The organism is Nocardia sp. NPDC047038 (assembly GCF_040644075.1).
In the GTDB taxonomy this organism is placed as follows: domain Bacteria; phylum Actinomycetota; class Actinomycetes; order Mycobacteriales; family Mycobacteriaceae; genus Nocardia; species Nocardia sichangensis.
Genome location: NZ_JBEYVQ010000001.1, coordinates 733,822 through 753,169, shown reverse-complemented (window position 1 = coordinate 753,169; position 19,348 = coordinate 733,822). Strand labels below are relative to the sequence as shown.

20 protein-coding genes and 1 tRNA gene are annotated in these 19,348 nt (G+C 68.6%); 8 read left to right on the top strand and 13 right to left on the bottom strand.

Translation table 11 applies throughout. From position 1 onward, the window contains the following. Nucleotides 1-30 precede the first annotated feature (30 nt). Nucleotides 31-987, top strand: a complete 957-nt coding sequence (locus ABZ824_RS03610; RefSeq protein ID WP_355070156.1) for a YihY/virulence factor BrkB family protein — start codon at nt 31-33, stop codon at nt 985-987. A gap of 132 nt (nt 988-1,119) precedes the next feature. Next, on the top strand, nt 1,120-1,548 hold the full coding sequence (locus ABZ824_RS03605) for a low affinity iron permease family protein (protein WP_355070154.1): 429 nt from the start codon (nt 1,120-1,122) through the stop codon (nt 1,546-1,548). 46 nt (nt 1,549-1,594) lie between these two features. Here the strand turns inward: ABZ824_RS03605 and ABZ824_RS03600 are convergent, their stop codons facing one another. After that, entirely contained in the window at nt 1,595-1,744 is a 150-nt protein-coding gene (locus tag ABZ824_RS03600; RefSeq protein ID WP_355070152.1) for a hypothetical protein, read from the bottom strand. Nucleotides 1,745-2,124: 380 nt separating this feature from the next. Between ABZ824_RS03600 and ABZ824_RS03595 the strand changes: the two genes are divergently transcribed. Beyond that, nucleotides 2,125-3,078, top strand: coding sequence for a helix-turn-helix transcriptional regulator (locus ABZ824_RS03595; RefSeq protein WP_356961446.1), 954 nt, complete (start codon nt 2,125-2,127; stop codon nt 3,076-3,078). A 43-nt stretch (nt 3,079-3,121) separates the two neighbouring features. On the opposite strand, the gene ABZ824_RS03590 is transcribed toward ABZ824_RS03595, so the two are convergent. The 5 genes from ABZ824_RS03590 to ABZ824_RS03570 all read right to left on the bottom strand — a co-directional run bounded on the left by ABZ824_RS03590 (nt 3,122) and on the right by ABZ824_RS03570 (nt 6,781). After that, complete coding sequence (locus ABZ824_RS03590; protein ID WP_356961445.1) at nt 3,122-3,943, bottom strand: RNA polymerase sigma factor SigF; 822 nt, start codon at nt 3,941-3,943, stop codon at nt 3,122-3,124. 89 nt (nt 3,944-4,032) lie between these two features. After that, nucleotides 4,033-4,530: an STAS domain-containing protein gene (locus tag ABZ824_RS03585; protein WP_356961443.1), complete on the bottom strand. Its 498-nt coding sequence runs from the start codon at nt 4,528-4,530 to the stop codon at nt 4,033-4,035. A 150-nt stretch (nt 4,531-4,680) separates the two neighbouring features. Further along, nucleotides 4,681-5,358: a PAS and ANTAR domain-containing protein gene (locus tag ABZ824_RS03580; RefSeq protein ID WP_356961442.1), complete on the bottom strand. Its 678-nt coding sequence runs from the start codon at nt 5,356-5,358 to the stop codon at nt 4,681-4,683. Nucleotides 5,359-5,651: 293 nt separating this feature from the next. Then, nucleotides 5,652-6,650 (bottom strand): PfkB family carbohydrate kinase, encoded by a 999-nt coding sequence (locus ABZ824_RS03575; protein ID WP_356961441.1) that lies wholly within the window; start codon nt 6,648-6,650, stop codon nt 5,652-5,654. Beyond that, the gene (locus tag ABZ824_RS03570; protein ID WP_356961439.1) at nt 6,650-6,781 is read right to left on the bottom strand and encodes a hypothetical protein; all 132 of its coding nucleotides are present in this window, start codon (nt 6,779-6,781) and stop codon (nt 6,650-6,652) included. The genes ABZ824_RS03575 and ABZ824_RS03570 overlap by 1 nt, the downstream gene beginning before the upstream one ends. Before the next feature lie 204 nt (nt 6,782-6,985). Between ABZ824_RS03570 and ABZ824_RS03565 the strand changes: the two genes are divergently transcribed. Further along, entirely contained in the window at nt 6,986-8,095 is a 1,110-nt protein-coding gene (locus tag ABZ824_RS03565; protein ID WP_356961437.1) for a glycosyltransferase family 9 protein, read from the top strand. A gap of 173 nt (nt 8,096-8,268) precedes the next feature. Here the strand turns inward: ABZ824_RS03565 and ABZ824_RS03560 are convergent. Then, nucleotides 8,269-8,344 (bottom strand) — tRNA-Gly (locus ABZ824_RS03560). A gap of 70 nt (nt 8,345-8,414) precedes the next feature. Further along, complete coding sequence (locus tag ABZ824_RS03555) at nt 8,415-9,629, bottom strand: MFS transporter (protein ID WP_356961435.1); 1,215 nt, start codon at nt 9,627-9,629, stop codon at nt 8,415-8,417. Between the two features lie 93 nt (nt 9,630-9,722). On the opposite strand from ABZ824_RS03555, the gene ABZ824_RS03550 reads away from it, so the two are divergent. After that, nucleotides 9,723-10,052 (top strand): helix-turn-helix domain-containing protein, encoded by a 330-nt coding sequence (locus ABZ824_RS03550; RefSeq protein ID WP_355070134.1) that lies wholly within the window; start codon nt 9,723-9,725, stop codon nt 10,050-10,052. A gap of 21 nt (nt 10,053-10,073) precedes the next feature. Here the strand turns inward: ABZ824_RS03550 and ABZ824_RS03545 are convergent, their stop codons facing one another. The 5 genes from ABZ824_RS03545 to ABZ824_RS03525 form a co-directional block, all read right to left on the bottom strand. Next, entirely contained in the window at nt 10,074-10,496 is a 423-nt protein-coding gene (locus ABZ824_RS03545; RefSeq protein ID WP_356961433.1) for a hypothetical protein, read from the bottom strand. A gap of 146 nt (nt 10,497-10,642) precedes the next feature. Further along, on the bottom strand, nt 10,643-11,983 hold the full coding sequence (locus ABZ824_RS03540) for a pitrilysin family protein (protein WP_355071003.1): 1,341 nt from the start codon (nt 11,981-11,983) through the stop codon (nt 10,643-10,645). A gap of 38 nt (nt 11,984-12,021) precedes the next feature. Continuing rightward, complete coding sequence (locus ABZ824_RS03535; RefSeq protein ID WP_356961432.1) at nt 12,022-14,310, bottom strand: polyribonucleotide nucleotidyltransferase; 2,289 nt, start codon at nt 14,308-14,310, stop codon at nt 12,022-12,024. 895 nt (nt 14,311-15,205) lie between these two features. Further along, nucleotides 15,206-15,475 carry a 30S ribosomal protein S15 gene (gene rpsO, locus ABZ824_RS03530; RefSeq protein ID WP_039799352.1) on the bottom strand — a complete coding sequence of 90 codons (270 nt, stop codon included), beginning with the start codon at nt 15,473-15,475 and terminating at the stop codon, nt 15,206-15,208. A gap of 227 nt (nt 15,476-15,702) precedes the next feature. Then, a complete protein-coding gene (locus ABZ824_RS03525; protein WP_355070128.1) occupies nt 15,703-16,674 on the bottom strand; it encodes a bifunctional riboflavin kinase/FAD synthetase in 972 nt (323 codons plus the stop codon). Nucleotides 16,675-17,101: 427 nt separating this feature from the next. On the opposite strand from ABZ824_RS03525, the gene ABZ824_RS03520 reads away from it, so the two are divergent. From ABZ824_RS03520 to ABZ824_RS03510, 3 genes are read left to right on the top strand one after another with little or no spacing between them, the layout of a single operon-like run. Then, the gene (locus ABZ824_RS03520; protein WP_356961429.1) at nt 17,102-17,557 is read left to right on the top strand and encodes a cupin domain-containing protein; all 456 of its coding nucleotides are present in this window, start codon (nt 17,102-17,104) and stop codon (nt 17,555-17,557) included. Between the two features lies 1 nt (nt 17,558). Then, on the top strand, nt 17,559-18,746 hold the full coding sequence (locus ABZ824_RS03515) for a PLP-dependent aminotransferase family protein (RefSeq protein WP_356961427.1): 1,188 nt from the start codon (nt 17,559-17,561) through the stop codon (nt 18,744-18,746). Beyond that, nucleotides 18,743-19,237, top strand: a complete 495-nt coding sequence (locus ABZ824_RS03510) for a hypothetical protein (protein ID WP_356961426.1) — start codon at nt 18,743-18,745, stop codon at nt 19,235-19,237. Before ABZ824_RS03515 ends, ABZ824_RS03510 begins: the two co-directional genes overlap by 4 nt. Nucleotides 19,238-19,348 lie beyond the last annotated feature (111 nt).

The following is a 19,348-nucleotide window of genomic DNA, read 5'->3' as shown; positions in this document are numbered from 1 at the left end:
GGGTATCCGTCGCGAGCGGAGGTGAGGCGGGTGGCGCAGGGATTGCAGAAGAGGTTTGCGGTGCGACGCCGGCTGCGCGGGCCCGCGGATCTGCCGTGGCGGTCGTGGTGGGGCGTGGTCGAGCGGTCGGTCGGCGAGTTCCAAAGGGACAATCTCACCGACTGGGCCGCGGCGCTGACGTACTACAGCGTGCTGTCGCTGTTTCCGGGGTTGATCGTGTTGACCGCAGGACTGGGCATGCTGGGACGCGACGACACCAAGGCGCTGATCGACACCATGCGCGAGATCGCGCCGGGCAGCGGTACCGATCTGCTCGTCGACGCGGTGAACAACATAGAGCAAGCGCAAGCACCCGCCGGACCGCTGGCGTTGCTCGGATTGGCGTCGGCGCTGTGGACCGCGTCCGCCTATATCGGCGCGTTCATGCGCGCGACCAACGCCATCTACGACATCGCGGAGGGGCGGCCCGTCTGGAAGACCGTGCCGGTGCGGGTCGCCCTGACCGCCGCGGTGGTGGTCCTGCTGGGCGCCTGCACCGTCGGCGTCGTCGTCAGCGGTTCGCTGGCCGAGCAGATCGGACGGTGGCTCGGCCTCGGGCACGCCACGATCACAGTGTGGGGAATCGTCAAGTGGCCGGTGATGATGGCGCTGATCGGTCTGGTCTTCGCCCTGCTGTACTGGGCGGCGCCGAACGTGCGGCAGCCGGGATTCCGCTGGCTGACGCCCGGTAGCGCCATAGCCGTTCTCCTCTGGGCGGGCGCCTCCTGGGGATTCGCTTTCTATGTCGGCCACTTCGGCTCCTACAACCGGGTCTACGGCTCTCTTGGTGGCGTGGTCGTCTTCCTCGTCTGGCTGTGGATCTCGAACATCGCGATCCTGCTGGGGGCGGAACTCGATGCCGAACTCGCGCGTGCGCGCAGCATCGCAGGCGGCCACCCCGAGGAGGCCGAGCCCTACTTGCCGCCGCGCGACGAGCCGGACGAATGAGCGACAACCGCAAGGGTTTCGCGGGGAAGCGCCGGCGCATCGGTGACACAGCCACGCCGCACACGGCGTTTGAACCCGTCCGGTCAGGTCAATCGAAGCCCGTCTGGATCGGGCATTTTCGAGAGGATTCGCATGGCTCAGCGCACTGAAAACCCCGTCGCCGGAAAGCCCGCCACCATGCCGTCGGACATCAAGGGGAAACTGTCGGTGTTCGACCGCTTCGCGACAGCGGCCAGCGCACTGGCCTCCAAAGCGGGATTCTTCGTCTTCTGTGTGATCCTGGTCTTGGTGTGGGCGCCGACGATCTTCCTGCTGCCGAGCGTCGACACCTGGCAACTGGTCATCAACACCGCGACGACGATCATCACGTTCCTGCTCGTCGCGTTGCTGCAGAACACCCAGAGCCGCTCCGACGCCGCCATCCAGCAGAAGCTCAACGCCATCGCCGACGGGCTGGGCGATCTGATGCGCGAGCTGAGTTCCGAGCACCCCGAACTCCTACGTCACCGCCGCGAACTCACCGACGCCGTCGGCCTCGAGAACCGGGAGAGCGCGGGATGATCGGCGCGCAGGCCGGCAGCAGCCGGCCTGCGCGTCCGCCGATCCGTCACCGCTGCTCGGTCTCGCCGCTCTTATCGGCTTCCCGGATCGCTTCGGCGAGCTCACGGCGCAGGCGCTCGGCATTCGCCTCGTCACCCGCGTCCGAGGCGGTGGTGATGTCCTGGCGCAATTGCGCGATCGTGTCCTGCGAAACCATAGGACCTCCTCGTCTCTCGGGACGGCGTTGTCAAAGGACGCCACCGCGCCCTTCGTGGTCAGGGTGGCCGCTGAGGTGCGGACGAAACACGTCGATGCCCGCGCCACCCGCCCGTGCTCCTCCCAGCTGCCCGATGCGATCGCCGCGCGGCGGGTAGAGTAGGAGTCTCCCGACGGTTGAAACGCAGCCGGAGCGGGTATTCACCTCATCTCGGTGCGTGCGGGATCGGAGCCTCGTCGCAGTTGGTGGCACCAACCACGCGCCTCGCCTGAATCGACCACGGTTGTGACCAGGCCGTACGTCGAAGCGGAGTCGCTCGACAAACCTTTTACGACGTGCTGGGCGGGATGCCTTATCGAAACAGCAGGAGTGTCGCAGCAATGGAGTCATTGGCCTTCCACAGCGACAGTTTGGGCGACACAGAGGAATTCCTCAATTCCAACTACACCAGGATGCGGATCGGCACCAGCACCGGTGTGGCGGTGCGCACGGACATCACCCGGAAAATGCTCGGTCCGGTCAGCCTGGATGATCTCGACCTGAGCTTCGACATGAAGTACGACGCTCAGCCGCTGGGCAAGATCTGCCTGTGCGAGGTGGACTCGGGGTCGATCGAAGAGAACTATGCCGACGGCACCACCGACTTCTTCCGGCCCGGTGAACTCGGGCTGCTCGAGCTACCGGACCTGCCGTACTCCGGGGTGGTCCACCACGCCCGCTACCGCATCACGATGTTCGATCCCGCGCTGCTGACCCGGGTGGCGGCCGCGAGCCCCGAGCACGACCTGGAGCCGGTTCGCCTGACGGGTCACCGCCCGGTCTCCGCGGTCGCGGCGAAGCATCTGTCCGACGTGCTGGGGCATATGCGCGGTCTCGCCGCGGATCCTGTGGCCAGTGAGGCGCCGCTGATCGCATCCACCGCCGTGCAGTACTTGGCCGCCACCGTGCTGCACACCCTGCCGAGCACCGCACACCTGGATCCGACGGCGAGCGACCGCAACGACGCCCATCCCGACACCGTGCGGCGCGCAGTGGCGTACATCGAGGCACATGTGTGCGAGGACATCAGCGTGGCCGACATCGCCGCGGCCTCCTATGTCAGCGCCCGTGCGCTGCAACTGGCGTTCCGCCGCCATCTGGACACCACGCCCATGGCGTATCTGCGGCGGCTTCGCCTGCGCGGGGCGCACGAACAACTGCGCGACTTCTCGCCCGACGAAGGGCACACAGTGACCTCCATCGCCGCAGCTTGGGGCTTCGCTCACCCGGGACGATTCGCGACCGCCTATCGCGGCGCGTACGGCCGACCCCCGCACACGACGCTCAGCGCGTGACGCGGCGGGGCCTTCGGCCCGCGACGAGTCCGGGCGACCGCGGTCAGTCCCGCATGGCGCGCTCGCGCAGCTCGGCGAGCGTCCGCGCCAGCACCCGGGAGATGTGCATCTGCGAGACGCCGAGCACCGCGGCGATCTGTGCTTGCGTGCGCGATTCGAAAAAGCGCATGTGCAGCACGCGCCGCTCTCGCTCGGGCAGTTCGGCGAGCAGCGGAGCGATCGCCAGGGCCTCGTCGGTCAACTCGTAGGACGGGTCCTCCTCGCCGAAGGTCTCCGCGATCCGGACCGAGGTGCTGCCGGTGTCGTCGTCCTCGACGACGGCGTCGATCGAGTTCGTGGAATAGGCGTTGCCTGCCAGCAGCGCTTGCGTGACTTCCGTCAGGTCGAGGTTCAACTCCACGGCGATCTCCAGAGCGGTCGGCATCCGTTCCAGGCGCTGGGAGAGCCGCTCCACGGCCGGGCCGATGGTCAACTGGATCTCCTTGATCCGGCGCGGCACCCGCACCGCCCAGCTGTGGTCGCGGAAGTGGCGACGCACCTCGCCCATGATCGTGGGGACCGCGAACGACAGGAACGACGGTCCCCGCGCCGGGTCGAACCGATCGACCGCGAGCACCAGCCCCACAGCCGCGATCTGGTACAGATCGTCGTAGTTTTCCCCGCGACCGACGAAGCGACGGGCGATGTGCTCCGCGAGCGGTAGACACCGCCGCAGAATCGCTTCCCGCAATCGCGAGCGTTCGGGATCGTTCTCGTCCATCGCGGACAGTTTCTCCAGCCACGGTTCGATGCCGTCGTAGCTGTCGGTTCCGCGCCGCGTCCGGCGGGGTGTGGCGGTCCTGTGGTTCGCGGTCGCCAATGACATGAGCTTCCTCGATTCCCGTTCTCCAGCGATCGACGCGCTCACCGGTGGTGAACGAGGCGATGATCGCGGGGTACCGCCCGGCGGCTGCCTCAAGCGCTCGTGGGCGGTCTTATTCGTAAATCGGACGGCCGACAGCGTGGATCTGCGTTCTCGGGACCGCGGGTCAGCGCCGGACGCCGCCGGAGCGGAACTCCGGACGTACGGCACTCACGCGGGTCGTGGGCACCGCCGTGTACCGCAGGCGCCGGGCACGCGACGACCGGCACGCTCCGTCCCACTCCGAGGACGTCCACGATGCGCCGCACAGGGCCGTCTTCGGGCACGGTCATGCCGACCGAGATGCCCGATCGCGCAGCCCATCCCGCCAGCCGCAGCACCATACTGACGCCCGCGCAGGAAAGGAAACGCAGCTCGCAGAGGTCGATCACGACCGAAGTAAGATTCGCAGTTGTGTCGCAGTAGTTTTCGACGACATCGATGATCGCGGTGAAGCACTCGTCGGCGGTCGCGGCGTCCAGTTCACCGTGCGTCACCACGAGCAGACCATCCGCGGTCCGGATGCCTTTCACGCCGTACTGACAGGTCATGCGCACCTCCCGCGGCCGGTGTCGGCACGAGACCGCATGCTCGAGCCTGACAGCCATCGACGTGCATGTCAGCGCGTTAGACGAAGTCCCACGGAACATCGGTCCGAAAAACGAAATGCCCGCACCGCCGGGGGGCCGCCTCTCGCACGATCAGTCGGGCGGTATCCGGTGATGGACGGTGAGCAGGATGTGGTCGAACGCGGCGACCAGGTCCGCAGGTGGCGGCGGGACGAGGGGAAGTTCGGCGATCAGTTGCTGGGCGAGCGATCGCAATTTGGTGTTGGTCTCCTGAGAACGCCAGCGCAGCACTTGGAACGCCTGATCTGCGCTGATCTGATAGATGCGCATGAGCACCCCTTTGGCCTGCTCGATCACCGCGCGATTCTCGTAGAGTCCGGGCAGGGTCGCGGCGAGCATGGCTTGGTGCGCTTCGGCGATGGTGCCGGAGAGGTCGACGTAGAAACCGGAGGTGCCGACGGCGGTGCCGGCGTCGTCCAGGATCCGGTCGGCGACGACGAGCACGGTGTGTTCCTGACCGGACAGGTCGATGAACCGGTGCCTGCTCGAGAAGGTCTCCCCTCGGTCGATGGCGCGCTCGATGATCTCGGCGACGTGCGTGCGGTCGTCCGGGTGCTTGTGCGCCAGCAACAACTCCGTGGTGGGCTCGATCTCACCGGGCCGGTAGCCGTGCATGCGATACACCTCGGCCGACCATTCCCAGCGACGGGTGGCGAACCAGAACCGGAAGCTTCCCACCGCGGGCTGGTCCGACGGTATGGAGCTATCTGCGAGCACGTCGGACATGTGGGGTTGCACGTGTTGAGTCATGAATGCAATGCCTCTCCGAGGTACAGGGGCTTGCGGCCGCGACACCACGGCACCGCCGCCATCCCTTCGACGGGATCGCGCGGACACGGGCGCGTTCGGCCGAGAATCCGCTGTTGACTCAACGGCCGGCGCGCGCACATCGTGATGGCAGCCGGTGACCTGCGAACCCAGTATGTCATCCGCGTCGGGCTCGGGCACGAGGAGGTTCGGTTACCGCCGGAAAAGCGAGGCAGGACTCGGTTTCCGAACTTCGGGGTGATCGCTTGGCACACAAGGTTTTCGAGGCAGGCGGATCAGGTCCACAGCCGGTCCCAGGCGGCGGACGCTCCGGAAACCGTCGCCGCTTCCGTCTCCGAGAACGCGGCGGCGGCCCCCGACCCGACGAACTCGGCTGCCGCGAGCACCGCGCGGCGCACCGCGCTCTCCGGTCCACGCCCCTCGGCCAAGCGGGCTGCCGCGGCAACGGCGAAGCTGTCCCCCGCACCGCAGGTGTCGGCGCCATCCGGCGCCTTTGCCACGGACGGAAGCGGGATGCGCAGGCGTTTGCCCGACGCGCGCAGGCAGACCAGGGCCCCTTCCGTTCCGAGGGTCACCGCGATCGCCCCGACAGCCCACCCTTTGGCGAGCCTCCACAGGTCAGGTCCGTCGTCGAGCCGCCCGGACAGCAGGGTGAGCGCTTCCGCGTGATTCGGGGTGACCAGGGCCGCGCCCGGGATCGGTACGGGTCCGCGGGGATGGGGGTCCCAGACGATCGGAACGTGGTCGGCGTGGGCGCGCAGCAGCCCACGGATCTGCGGGTGGGCCGCGGCGCCGCCACCATAGTCCGAGACCAGGACCGCGCGCGCCGCCGCAAGCACGGCGACCGCCTCGTCGGGAAGCAGGTCGGCGCCGACCTGCCCGGCGCCGGAGTCGATTCTGGTGATCAGGATGGGCCGCCGGGACTGCCGGGCACGGGCGTGGCCGTTCGGGGCGCAGGGGCCGATCGCCCGCACTCGCTGCTTGCAGACCGTCGAACCGCGCTGGGGAAGGGCGATGACCCGCACGTGCGAGTCCAGCAGCCCGCGCAGCCGGGCAGCCGCCTCGTCTTCCGCGAAGCCCGCGATCAGCACCACTTCGCGCTCCTGCGCCGCGGCGAGCCGGGCCGCCAATCCCGCGCCACCGGGGCGGAACGTCCGGTGCGCGACGTCGACGACGGGAGCGGTCGTATCCGGGCTGCATCGGTCGGCGCGGCCCTCGACATCGATGTCGAGCAGCGCGTCGCCGATCACGACGAGCGGGTCGCCCGCTGCCATCACGGCTGCTCCAGCTGGGAAGACCCGAAGTCGGCCGACAGGTGCCGGGCTTCGGCGGCGCTCCCGCCACGGCCGTCGCCACCGGATCCGGCCGCCGGGCCCGCGTGCTCGGACACCGTGACGATCTGCACTGCTGTCTCCGTTCGCCGAGGACGATTGGATGGAACGCGCAGTTACCGATCCGGGCCTCACGGCGAAGCCCGCACGTGCGGACATGCCCGGACCGACCGCGCCGAAACATTCGGTCTCGGATGCGGCGCGGTTTGTGCCGTCGGACCCCGGGTAGAACGACGACATTCGTTCCGGGCCGTCGGATCGTCTCCACAGGAGGTCGCATGGGACAGACGAGCGCGATCGATGCGGAACTCGTCTCCTCTCGTCCGGTGCTCGGCTCGCTCGGCGAGACCTTCCCCGATGTGCGGCGCATCGCGGTACTGCGCGGCGGCGGTCTCGGCGATCTGCTGTTCGCCCTACCCGCGATCCATGCGCTGGCGGCGAGGTATCCCGGCGCCCGCATCATCTTGCTCGGTTCCGCCGAGCACGCCGCGCTGCTGGCCGACCGGCCAGGCCCCGTCGACGAGGTGGTGGTCGTCGACGGGGAGGGCAGCGACGGAGGCGCGGGCGGGCACCGGTTGGGCCCGATCGATCTGGGTGTGCAGCTGCACGGCGGAGGCGCGTGGTCGAATCCCTTCCTGACCAGCTTGCGGCCACGGTGGACGGTGGGTTCCCGCGCCGAAGGGGCCGCTCCCCTGTCCCGCATGCTGCCGTTCCGCTACTACCAGCACGAGACCTTGCGAGCGCTCGAGGTGGTCGGCCTGGCCGGCGCGGCGCCCGTGCTGCTCGAACCCCACCTCGAGCCGACGCCGGCGGATCGCTCCGCCGCCGCCGAGATCCTGCGCGGCCTGCACGGGCCGGTCGCGGCCGTTCATCCCGGAGCCAGAGATCCCCGCCGTCGATGGCCCCCGGAACGCTTCGCCGAGGTCGCCGGTCACTGCCTCGACCGGGACATGGCGGTCGTCCTCTTGGGCTCGGAGCCCGATCTCGACCTCGTCGAGGACCTCCGCCGGCGTATCGGCGCGCGATCGTCCGACGGCGTGCGGACCCGGCAGGTCCGCACGCTGATCGGCGCGCCGCTGCCCACGCTGTGCGGCGTCCTGGCCCGCAGTGCGATCTTCGTGGGCAACGACAGCGGACCCCGTCATCTGGCCAGGGCGTTCGGTACCCCGACCGTGGGCATCTTCTGGATCGGCAACGTGATCAACGCCGGGCCGCTCGGCCGCGCCCGTGACCGGGTGCTGATGTCGTGGACCACGGCCTGCCCGCTCTGCCACCGCGACTGCACCGACGAAGAACTCCCCCGCTGCCCGCACGACGTGTCGTTCGTCGCGGGCGTACGGACCCGAGACGTCGTCCGCGATATCGATGATCTGCTCGATCACCGCTGACCACAGACCGGTGCACACCCGCGCGAGTCCGGGGAACCGCTCACCAGGCGACTGATACACGTTCTACGCCGGTTGGCCGGTACCGCACAGCAGGTCCACCGGGGGATGGCGAGTGACCATCGACTGGATGTGATCGCGTGAACCCGGCGGAGCGGAGCGGCCGGGTGATTTCGTGGAGCGGATGACGGGATTCGAACCCGCGACCCTCACCTTGGCAAGGTGATGCGCTACCAGCTGCGCTACATCCGCATTCGCATCGCGGTGACCGTGATGCGACACAGAACATTAGCGGACACTCGTGGCAAAAAGCCAATCGCCGCTATGGCCGTACGACCCCAGACCGGTCGCGGCGCAGGCCGAGGCCGGCCGCGATCAGGCAGGCGACGGCGACGACACCGACGAACCACGGGAACACGGTGCTCAGGCCCCAGGTGGTGGCCGCCCAACCGGCCGCGATGGTGGGCAGCGCCATGGCCGAATAGGCGAGCAAGTAGTACGCCGACATGGTCTCGCCGCGCTTGTGTTGCGGCACGACATCCGACAGGTGGCGCAGCGATCCGCCGAAACCGAGTCCGAAGGTCGCGCCCAGCGCGACGCCCGCGGCGAGCACCACCACCCAGTTGTGTGTGGCCAGCGCGGGCACCGTCAGCACAAGCGCCAGCGCCATGCCGGTGTCGCCGAGGATCGCGGCCCGCCGAGCGGGCACGCCGGTCGCGAACAGTTGCGCGGTGGCGCCGGAGAGGGCGGTCGAGGCGACGACGGCGCCGCCGAAAACCAAGTTGTGGATGCCGGTCTGCTGCGTGGCCAGCGACGGGTATAGCGACAGCAGCACGCCCAGCACCGACCAGGCCGCCATCACGCCGATGGCCGAGAACCAGAAGTCGGCCCGAATCTCCGGCGGCACGGCGGGTTTCGCGATCCGGATGCGCCCGGCCACCCGGGCCGAATGCGGTTCGCGCAGCGCGAGCACGCCGACGCCGATCGCGAGGCAGACGACGGTGATCACGACGTACGGCGTCCGCAACGGATGCGGCGCGTACTGGGCCAGCAGCGCCGAGCCCAAGATCGCCACCGCCATTCCCACGTTGAACGCGACGCCGCTGAGTTGCCCGGACCGCGCGCCGCGGTGCGGACGCAGATCCAGCAGCGCGGCCGCGCCCGCGACCACGGTCGAGCCGACCGCGACGCCGTGCAGCGCACGGGCCAGCAGCAGCATGGGCACGCTGTCGGCGAGCACGAATACCAGCAATCCGGCGACCATTGTGGCGAAGGCGCCGAGCAGCACCGGTTTCCGGCCGACCACATCGGAGATCCGCCCGGATACCAGCACCGCGCCAAGGGCGGCCACCGCGTAGACCGCGAACACGATGGTCGTGGTGAGCGGCGAGAGATGCCACTGTTTCTGATAGATGCCGTAGAGCGGCGCGGGAACGCCCGAAACCCCCAGCGCCACGCCGCTGGCCGCCAGCACCAGGGCGTAAGCCCAGCGCTGTGAGGTCTGCTCGTCGACGGCCACCGCCATCGTCGCTGCCATCGGAACTCCGATCAGGTAGGTTTGATGATGATCGAACAGCAGTCGACGATACATCCGGTACGACGATCATCAAACCCGAGAGTGAGCCAGATCATGGTCGATGTCCGAGACGCGGACCAGCAGGCGCCCCCGGTGGCCACCCTGCCCGCGGTGCTCAGCGCGCTGCAGGACCCGGTGCGCCTGGAAATGGTGCGCCGGCTCAGCAATGCGGGAACGGCGGTCCGCTGCGGCGCGCTCTACGAGGTGATCAACAAGTCGACCGCCACCCACCATTTCAAGATCCTGCGCGACGCGGGCGTGATCGAGCGCCTGGTCATCGACGGCCAGACCTGCCAGCGTCTGCGCACCGACGACCTCGAGTCCGCTCTGCCCGGACTGGTGCCGACGATCGTGGCGGCCGCCAACCGCGCCCGGCCGGAATGACCCGGCCGAGCGGGTCTGCGGTCAGCAGTTGTCGAAGCGCCACTGCCCGTCGACGAATGTCCAGGTTTTGGGCTTCGAGTCGTCCTGGGCGGCGCGGGCGTCGAAATTCTTGACCGTGACCGTCCCGGTCGATCCGGACGTGGTGACGGTGATCTCCGACGGCTTCGACTTCAGGTCCCGGCCGTCGTACAGCTGCGCCATGGACGCCACGTAGTCGTCCTCGTTGAGCGTGAGCCTGCAACGCGCGGAACGGAATCGGTACGCGGCGGCGTAGTCGTGACTCGCCAGCGCCTCGGTCATCTTCGTGGCTTCCGTGCGCAGTGCGGCCTCGGTCGGCTCACCCGGCTTGCCCGCGTCCGCGTCCGTTCCGCCGCACCCGGCCAGCACGACGACGGGCAGCGAAACCGCGCCGAGCAGGCGAAGGGCACGACTTGTTCGGTTCATCTCGACTCCTTGCCAGAGATCGCCGGATCCGACACCCGGACAATCGAGTTCAGCGCCCTCCGGCGAAGAACCGACGGCCGGGCGGCCGAAACAGTATCGCGGCGGGGGATGCTCCGCCAAGCGGCAACCCCGCGCCCGCGTGCGGATCAGCTCGGCACCAGCCGCCGGACGGCAGCGGGCAGATCACGGGTGCGCTTGTACGGTCCGGCGACCGACGCGGCGAACGGCCGCGCCAGCAAGGTCCGCGCGACGGCCGACACTTCCTCGGTCGTGACGGCGTCGATGCGGGCCAAGGTCTCCGATACGGTGCGGTGGTTGCCGTAGCTGAGTTCGCTGCGCCCCAACCGGTTCATACGCGAGGCCGAATCCTCCAGACCGAGCACCAGCCCGCCGCGCAACGAGCCCTTGGCGCGGGCGCACTCGGCGTCGCTGATGCCGTCGGCTGCGACTTCCTCGAGAACGCCGCGGGCCAGTGCCGCCACCTGACCGAGGTTCTCCGGCTGGCAGCCGATGTAGACCGAGAACGCTCCGGTGTCGGCGAAGGTGTCCACGCTGGAATACACCGAATAGGCCAGTCCGCGCTCCTCCCGGATGCGCTGGAACAGACGGGAACTCAACCCGCCGCCGACCACGGTGTTCAACACCGACAGCGGCCAGCGCCGGTCCCCTTCGTGCCGCCCGAAGGCGCGCACGCCGAACACCAGATGAGCCTGCTCGCTGTCGCGATGGCTCCAGTGCAGCTGCGGGTCGCCGTGTGGGCGGAACCGGCCCTCGCGCCGCCGGGCGGGCGCCGCCGCCAGGTCGAGCCGGTTCTCGAAGGCACGATGCACCAATTCCACGGTGTGGTCGTGCTCCACGTTGCCCGCGACCGCGACCACCATCCGGTCCGGCCGGTAACGCCGCAGGTGGAACGACCGCAGCTGCGCGGCCCGCATCCCCTCGATGGATTCGATCGAGCCGATCACCGGACGCCCGATCGGATGATCGCCGAACAACGCCGCCAAGAAGGAGTCGCCGACCAGGTCCTCGGGGTCGTCGTCGCGCATGGCGATCTCCTCGAGCACCACCTGCCGCTCCACGTCCACGTCCGAGGCCCGGCACAAGCCGTTGAGCACCACGTCGGAGACCATGTCGACCGCCAGGGGCAGGTCGTCGTCCAGGACATGCGCGTAGTAGCAGGTCTGCTCCTTCGCGGTGAACGCGTTCAGCTCGCCGCCGACCGCGTCCATCGCCTCGGCGATGTCCAGGGCCGACCGCGTCGGCGTCGCCTTGAACAGCAAATGCTCCAGGAAGTGGGCAGCTCCCGCGACGCTCGGGCCCTCGTCGCGCGACCCGACACCGACCCAAACACCCACGGACGCCGAGCGCACCCCGGGCAGATGCTCGGTGACCACCCGCAATCCGCCGGGCAGTACGGTACGCCGCACGCCGCTGTCCGAGTCCGCCCGCAGCTCGAGTGACGAACCCCCCTGCCCGGTGCTGAGCAGAGGGGTTGTCGTCTTCTTCTTCGTCACAGAGACAAGTACTACTCGGTCCCGGCCGAACCCGCATCGGCCGCGTCGTCGCCGGTCTCCTCGGCGTTCTCCTCGACCGGCACGAGCGAGATCTTGCCGCGGTTGTCGATGTCGGCGATCTCCACCCGCAGCTTGTCGCCGACGTTCACCACGTCCTCGACCTTGGCCACGCGCTTGCCGTTGCCCAGCTTGGAGATGTGCACCAGACCGTCGCGGCCCGGCAGCAGCGAGACGAACGCGCCGAAGGCGGTGGTCTTGACGACCGTGCCGAGGAAGCGCTCGCCGACCTTCGGCAGCTGCGGGTTGGCGATGGCGTTGATCGCGTCGATCGCGGCCTGCGCCGACGGGCCGTCGGTCGCGCCGACGAACACGGTGCCGTCGTCCTCGATGGAGATGTTGGCGCCGGTCTCCTCGGTGATCTGGTTGATCACCTTGCCCTTGGGGCCGATCACCTCGCCGATCTTGTCGACCGGGATCTTGATCGCGGTGACGCGCGGCGCGTACGGGCTCATCTCGTCCGGGGTGGCGATGGCCTCGGCCATCACGTCCAGGATCGTGGCGCGCGCGTCGTGGGCCTGGCTCAGCGCACCGGCCAGCACCTGCGAGGGGATGCCGTCCAGCTTGGTGTCCAGCTGCAGCGCGGTGACGAACTGGGGGGTGCCCGCGACCTTGAAGTCCATGTCGCCGAAAGCGTCCTCGGCGCCGAGGATGTCGGTCAGCGCGACGTAGCGGACCTCTTCCTCACCCTGGTCGTTGGTGATGGTGTCCGAGACCAGGCCCATCGCGATACCGGCGACCGGCGCCTTCAGCGGCACGCCCGCGTTCAGCAGCGACAGGGTGGAGGCGCACACCGAGCCCATCGAGGTGGAGCCGTTGGAACTCAGCGCCTCCGAGACCTGGCGGATGGCGTACGGGAACTCCTCCTGGCTGGGCAGCACCGGGATCAGTGCCCGCTCGGCCAGCGCGCCGTGGCCGATCTCGCGGCGCTTGGGCGAACCGACGCGGCCGGTCTCACCGGTGGAGAACGGCGGGAAGTTGTAGTGGTGCATGTAGCGCTTGCTGGTCTCCGGGCCGAGCGAGTCGACCTGCTGGGCCATCTTCACCATGTCCAGGGTGGTGACGCCCAGGATCTGGGTCTCGCCACGCTCGAACAGCGCCGAGCCGTGCGCCCGGGGCACCACAGCGACCTCGGCGGACAGCGCGCGGATATCGGCCAGCCCGCGGCCGTCGATGCGGAAGCCGTCGGACAGGATCCGCTGGCGGACCAGCTTCTTGGTGACGGAGCGGAATGCCGCGCCCAGTTCCTTCTCCCGCCCGGCGTAGTCGTCGGCCAGACGGTCGAGCACGGCGAGCTTGATCTCGTCGATCTTCTCCTCGCGCTCCTGCTTGCCGGAGATGCTCAGCGCCTCGCCCAGCTCACGCTTCGCGGTGCCCTCGACGGCCTCGTACACGTCCTGCCCGTACGGCGGGAAGAGCGGGAACTCCTCGGTGGGCTTGGCGGCCAGCTCGGCCAGGTCCTGCTGGGCGCGGCACAGGCGGGCGATGAACGGCTTGGCGGCCTCGAGGCCCTCCGCGACGACGGCCTCGGTCGGCGCCTGCGCACCGCTCTCGACCAGCGCGATGACGTTCTCCGTCGCTTCCGCCTCGACCATCATGATCGCGACGTCGCCGGAGTCGACCACACGGCCTGCGACGACCATGTCGAAAACGGCGCCCTCGAGCTGCTCGGTGGTCGGGAAGGCGACCCATTGGGACCCGGCCCCGTCGTGGATCAGCGCGACGCGCACGCCGCCGACCGGGCCGGAGAACGGCAGGCCCGCGATCTGGGTGGACGCGGACGCGGCGTTGATGGCCACCACGTCGTAGAGGTCCTTGGGGTCCAGGCTCAGCACGGTGACCACGACCTGGATCTCGTTGCGCAGGCCGTCGACGAACGACGGACGCAGCGGACGGTCGATCAGGCGGCAGGTCAGGATCGCGTCGGTGGAGGGGCGGCCCTCGCGGCGGAAGAACGACCCGGGGATGCGGCCCGCGGCGTACATCCGCTCCTCGACGTCGACCGTCAGCGGGAAGAAGTCGAACTGGTCCTTGGGCTGCTTGCCCGCGGTGGTGGCCGACAGCAGCATGGTCTCGTCGTCCAGGTAGGCGACGACCGAACCGGCGGCCTGCCTGGCGAGGCGTCCGGTCTCGAACCGGATGGTGCGGGTGCCGTAGCTGCCGTTGTCGATCAGCGCTACGGATTCGAACACGCCCGGCTCGACCTCGACGGCCGAGCTCTTGCGTTCAGTTGTTTCGGTCATTCTTCTCTCTCAACCTCTCGTCTTCGCCGGCTCCAGCGCACGCTGGCGCGATCCGGCTGTCGTCAGCCGTACCGGGTACGGACGCGCGGCAACCCTCCTGGCTGCGGCGCGCACACCCGGCCGAATCCCCTTGGACACGGCGACGCGGAGGCGGTCATCGATCGAAGCCCGACGGCGCCAACTCGCTGCCGATAGGCCACTACCGAAGACCGACGCCACGCGACGGGTGCATACGGCTGTGCAATGTTGTCGTGCGACGGGGGCAATCCGCACCCCTGTACACATATAACCAACGGTGCGATTGTACGTCTCCCCGTTGGCCGAACCAGCGACCGCCTCGGACACCCCCGTGTCGAGCAGCCGCCTACCACTCCGTCCATCGGCGCACCGGCTGCCCGGTGGCCACGGCCGGAAACCGCGCAAGCAGGGCCGGACCGATACCCCTGATTTCTGACGCGGCAGGCGCAACAACCACCTGTTCCGCGTCGGGTCCGTATGAACCACGACAGATCGCCTCACGAGCACGTAGGCCTGCACGATCGGGCAGAGCGAAAGCACTACGAGCAATGGCTACCAGCGGGTTCAGAGCGTGAACTACCTATCGGCGCGACCTCGCCAGACGGCGAACGAACAAACCGACGCCGCAGCCCCGACGGATAACTCTCGACAACGCGGCCCCGTACGACGGGCATACACGACCGCACCGTCAGCAAAACACGCGCTCAACTCGCCTCGACCATGTCTTTCGAGCGAAGCGAGACCTAGCATGCGCGGTTCACGGCCCGGCTTGCGTCCGAGCGATCGCTGCGTCCGCGACGAAGTCGCCAGCAGCGGTCGCCCGGACGCGAGCCATGAAGGGGCCGCGAACACCCAGCGCCGCAGGCGCTGGAAAAAATTACCGACGCAGCCCGAGCCGCTCGATCAGCGAACGGTAGCGGTTGATGTCGTTGTCCTGCAGGTACTTCGACAGCCGCTTGCGACGACCGATCAGCGCCATCAGGCCGTGGCGGGTGTGGTGGTCGTGCTTGTGCTTCTTCAGGTGCTCGGTGATGTCGGCGATGCGCTTGGAAAGCAGCGCGATCTGCGCCTCCGGGGAACCGGTGTCCTTCTCGTGCAGGCCGTACTCGGCGAGAATCGCCGACTTCTGCTCGGTGGTCAGTGCCATGGGGCATCCACTCCTGTTTCTCAGTTCCGCGCTCGAATGTCCGGTTACCCGGGTGCGGGCGCCACCGCGGACCGCAGCAAACCCGAGGGACCACCCTACCGGACCGGGATCTTCCCGCCGAAATCGCGGGCCGACCGAGTCCCATCCGGGCAACGACGCTCGCCCGCGCTGATCGAGCACGAGACCCGCCGCTACAGCGATCCGCTCGGGTTCGGAATTCCCGACGCTCAGCGGGCGTCGACGGCGGTGAGGATTTTGCGCGCGGTCTCCACGTCGCGGCCCATGCACTCGATGAGCTCGTCCACCGAGTCGAATTTGCGCTGGCCCCGGATGTGCTCGACGAAGTCCACCGCGACGTGCTGACCGTAGAGATCGGCCTCGCCGTCGAGCACGTACGCCTCCACCGTGCGGGCGCGTCCGGAGAAGGTCGGGTTGGTGCCCACCGAGACGGCGGCCATGGCCCGCTCGCCCGGGGTGACGGTGCCGATGGTGGGGCCGGGGCCGAGCACGGTGAACCACCCGGCGTACACGCCGTCGGCGGGAATGGCGGCGTGCATCGGCGGCGCGACGTTCGCGGTCGGGAAGCCGAGTTGCTTGCCGCGGCCGTCACCGTGTACGACGACGCCCTCCACCCGGTGCGGACGCCCGAGCGCCTCGGCGGCGGCCGCCATGTCCCCCGCGTCGACGCACGAGCGGATATAAGTCGAGGAGAAGGTCACGGCGTGTTCGGCGAGCAGCGTCACGCCGTCGACCTCGAAACCGAATCGCTTGCCGAGCTCGCGCATGGTCTCGACCGTGCCCGCGGCCTTCTTGCCGAAGGTGAAGTTGTCGCCGACCACCACCTCCACCACGTGCAGCCGCTCCACCAGCAGGTCGTGGACATAGCTCGCCGGAGTCAGCTTCATGAACTCCTGGGTGAAGGGCATGACGCAGAACACGTCGACACCCAGTTCCTCGGCCAGTTCGGCGCGGCGGGTCAGGGTGGTCAATTGCGCGGGGTGCGACCCGGGGCGGACCACTTCCATCGGGTGCGGATCGAACGTCATCAGCACCGCGGGCACGCCGCGCGCGGCGGCGGACTTCACGGCCCGGCTGATCAGCTGCGCGTGGCCGCGGTGCACACCGTCGAACACACCGATCGTGAGGACACAGCGCCCCCAGTCCGCGGGCACCTCGTCGAGACTTCGCCATCTCTGCACAGTGCGCAGCCTACGCAAATCAGGTAGCGAACAGTATTCGGGCGTGCTGATCTCACACAACGGTTGCGCGGCCGTGAGCCGACGTGGAAGTGCGAACCGCGCCGGGGCCCCGCGCGCAGGTCGTGCGCCGCGCGGCCGCGCCGCGAACCGGTCGGATCATCCGAACCGCGGCACGACTCGTGCCGCAACCGCGGCGGTGGGATAACCGGCAGGTCGCCGTGGCCGTCGCACGACGGCGCGCCACGGGGCCGCTACGTCGGGGTCGGCGACATCGCCGCGGAAGTCTTCGCGCACCGGAAACTAACCGGACGGATTCGCGAAAGCGCCGATATACCCCGGGTTTTCCACGGGCCCGCAAGCTCGTCTCACCAGCAGCGGGAATGGTCTAGCGTCCAATTCGTCGATGACGGAATGCCCCGGAGTAGCCATGAAAAGCGCAGTCAAGCACGTGCGTGTGATCAAACCGTCCGATGCGGCCGAAACAATCGGACGGCAACGACAACGCCTCATTCCTTGCATCACCACGGAAACCTGTGGCGCCACCGGCATTTCGGCGGGCATGGTCAACATGGCCCCGGGAGCGATGTCGAAAGCGCATTATCACGCGCACAGCGAGATCGTCGTCGTTTGCCTGCGCGGGCGAGCGGCCACCTTGATCGGCCCGGAACTGACGCCCTATTTCCACGGTCCCGGTGAGTTCATCTACATCCCCGACGGCGTCGTGCACGTGGCGGTGAACCTCGACGATGCCGAGGACCTGGTCGCGGTGGAAATGCGGACCGATCCCCTGTTCAACGACGACGTGGTGCTGACGCCGGAGTACGACGCCCACGTGCCCGAAGCCGTTGCCCGCCTGCGGCGGCGCGGGCAGGCCGGCGCCTGACATGGCCGTCGGCAAACGCAGCCGCGGCGCGGCCGAGGTGACCAGCGGTCCCATCGACGATATCTTCGCGGCACTGGCAGGCCGCCCCGACGTGGTGTCCTTCGCGGTCGGAGCGCCCGATCCCGCTCTGCTGCCGAGCGAGCTCGTGGCGACGCTGGCGCAAACGGTCATCGGCAGATACGGCAGCGCCGTCCTCCAATACGGCATGACCCGGGGATTCGCTCCGCTGTTGGACGAAGCCCGAAACCTTCTGCACGGCCGCGATATTCAGTGCACGCTCGAGCGCCTGCATATCTCGACCGGCGGCTCCGGCGCATTGCACAACGTGTGTTTGGCGCTGCTCGACCCGCAGGACGTGGTTCTGGTCGAAACCCCCACTTACGGCCCGGCGGTCAAGGAATTCCGCAGCCACGGAGCGACCGTCGTGGCGGTGCCGTCCGACGAATTCGGCATCGTTCCGGAAGCGCTCGAAGAAGCCCTGGCCCGATACGACGCGGCGTTCGTCTACCTACTGCCGACTTTCCAGAATCCGACCGGCCGGACGATGCCCGTCGATCGGCGCGAACGAATCGCCGAGATCGTCGTCCGCCACGGCACGCTGGTCATCGAAGACGACGTCTACACCGACCTGCGCTATCGCGGTGTGGCACCGCCCGCGTTGTCGTCTTTCGCGCCGGACAACTCGGTGTACATCACGTCCCTGTCGAAAACTCTCGCTCCTGCGATCCGCGTCGGGATCACCGTTATGCCCCCGGATCTGCTGCGGACCGTGCTCGCGTTGAAGCAGGGCATCGACATGCAGACCTCGACGTACTGCCAGGCGATTGCGGCCGAATTTCTCGGCAGTCCGGACGGGGCCGCGCACCTCGCTCATGTCGTCGACGCCTATTCGGCCAAGTTGGACGCGTTGACGGTCGCGCTCGAGCGGCATTTCCCGGCTGGGTTCCGGTGGGTCGAGCCGGAGGGCGGGATGTTCCTGTGGGTCGAGGGGCCGCCGGGTTTCGATGCCGACGCGCTGCTGGCGCGGGCACTGCGGCACGGAGTCGCGTTCCTGCCCGGCAGCGCGTTCTACGCCGACGACATCACCGAGCACCGCAACACCATGCGGCTGAGTTTCGCGAACGTGCCGCGCGACGCCATCGATCGGGGCATCGCCGCACTGGCGTTCGTCTGCGGGGACACGGCATGAGTGGTCAAGCCCGGAGGCGGCAGCGCAGCGTGATCGCGCAGAGGCCAACTCGTGCCGGCGACGAACACAGCGCGAGCGATCGGCATCCGGTGCTCGGCACCTGGGAGGTTCGCGCCGACGGCGCTCCGTTCGGCTACCACGTGATGCAGTTCCACCCTGGCGGCACGATGCTGCAATCGAATCCCGACCACGGCAATCGCGCCACGAGCGACAGCAACGGCATGGGCACCTGGCACGGCGCGGGCAACCGGGTCACCGGCGCCTTCTTGGAGTTCACCGTCGATCGCACCGACCCCGCCGTAGTCCGCAAAGGGATCGTCGCCTTCGAACTCGACGTGACCGGCGACGAGTTCACCGGACGCGCCACGGCGACGTTCTACAAGTTGTCCGGCGAGCCGGTCGGCGCGCCCGCGACCGCCCGGTTGGCCGGTCGCCGATTCGACGGCGTGGCCGCGCATCGGAACACGCTGGATCTGTCGAGAACGGTATGACCCAGGCGGACCGGCATCGGTCCACCGCTTCCAAATGGGTGAACGGCGAATAGCGATTCGCTGTCGATCGGCCGACGGCAGGTCGAGGATGTGTGTATCGGCGCGCCAGTG

What these genes read in the sequence shown, in the direction of transcription:
- ABZ824_RS03535 (WP_356961432.1), bottom strand. Translation starts at nt 14,310, where the DNA reads ATGACCGAAACAACTGAACGCAAGAGCTCGGCCGTCGAGGTCGAGCCG.
- ABZ824_RS03555 (WP_356961435.1), bottom strand. Translation starts at nt 9,629, where the DNA reads ATGGCAGCGACGATGGCGGTGGCCGTCGACGAGCAGACCTCACAGCGC.
- rpsO (WP_039799352.1), bottom strand. Translation starts at nt 15,475, where the DNA reads ATGGCACTGACCACCGAGCAGAAGTCGGCGATTCTCGCCGAGTACGGC.
- ABZ824_RS03585 (WP_356961443.1), bottom strand. Translation starts at nt 4,530, where the DNA reads ATGACCTGTCAGTACGGCGTGAAAGGCATCCGGACCGCGGATGGTCTG.
- ABZ824_RS03595 (WP_356961446.1), top strand. Translation starts at nt 2,125, where the DNA reads ATGGAGTCATTGGCCTTCCACAGCGACAGTTTGGGCGACACAGAGGAA.
- ABZ824_RS03580 (WP_356961442.1), bottom strand. Translation starts at nt 5,358, where the DNA reads ATGACTCAACACGTGCAACCCCACATGTCCGACGTGCTCGCAGATAGC.
- ABZ824_RS03550 (WP_355070134.1), top strand. Translation starts at nt 9,723, where the DNA reads ATGGTCGATGTCCGAGACGCGGACCAGCAGGCGCCCCCGGTGGCCACC.
- ABZ824_RS03575 (WP_356961441.1), bottom strand. Translation starts at nt 6,650, where the DNA reads ATGGCAGCGGGCGACCCGCTCGTCGTGATCGGCGACGCGCTGCTCGAC.
- ABZ824_RS03510 (WP_356961426.1), top strand. Translation starts at nt 18,743, where the DNA reads ATGAGTGGTCAAGCCCGGAGGCGGCAGCGCAGCGTGATCGCGCAGAGG.
- ABZ824_RS03590 (WP_356961445.1), bottom strand. Translation starts at nt 3,943, where the DNA reads ATGTCATTGGCGACCGCGAACCACAGGACCGCCACACCCCGCCGGACG.
- ABZ824_RS03545 (WP_356961433.1), bottom strand. Translation starts at nt 10,496, where the DNA reads ATGAACCGAACAAGTCGTGCCCTTCGCCTGCTCGGCGCGGTTTCGCTG.
- ABZ824_RS03565 (WP_356961437.1), top strand. Translation starts at nt 6,986, where the DNA reads ATGGGACAGACGAGCGCGATCGATGCGGAACTCGTCTCCTCTCGTCCG.
- ABZ824_RS03520 (WP_356961429.1), top strand. Translation starts at nt 17,102, where the DNA reads ATGAAAAGCGCAGTCAAGCACGTGCGTGTGATCAAACCGTCCGATGCG.
- ABZ824_RS03600 (WP_355070152.1), bottom strand. Translation starts at nt 1,744, where the DNA reads ATGGTTTCGCAGGACACGATCGCGCAATTGCGCCAGGACATCACCACC.
- ABZ824_RS03605 (WP_355070154.1), top strand. Translation starts at nt 1,120, where the DNA reads ATGGCTCAGCGCACTGAAAACCCCGTCGCCGGAAAGCCCGCCACCATG.
- ABZ824_RS03515 (WP_356961427.1), top strand. Translation starts at nt 17,559, where the DNA reads ATGGCCGTCGGCAAACGCAGCCGCGGCGCGGCCGAGGTGACCAGCGGT.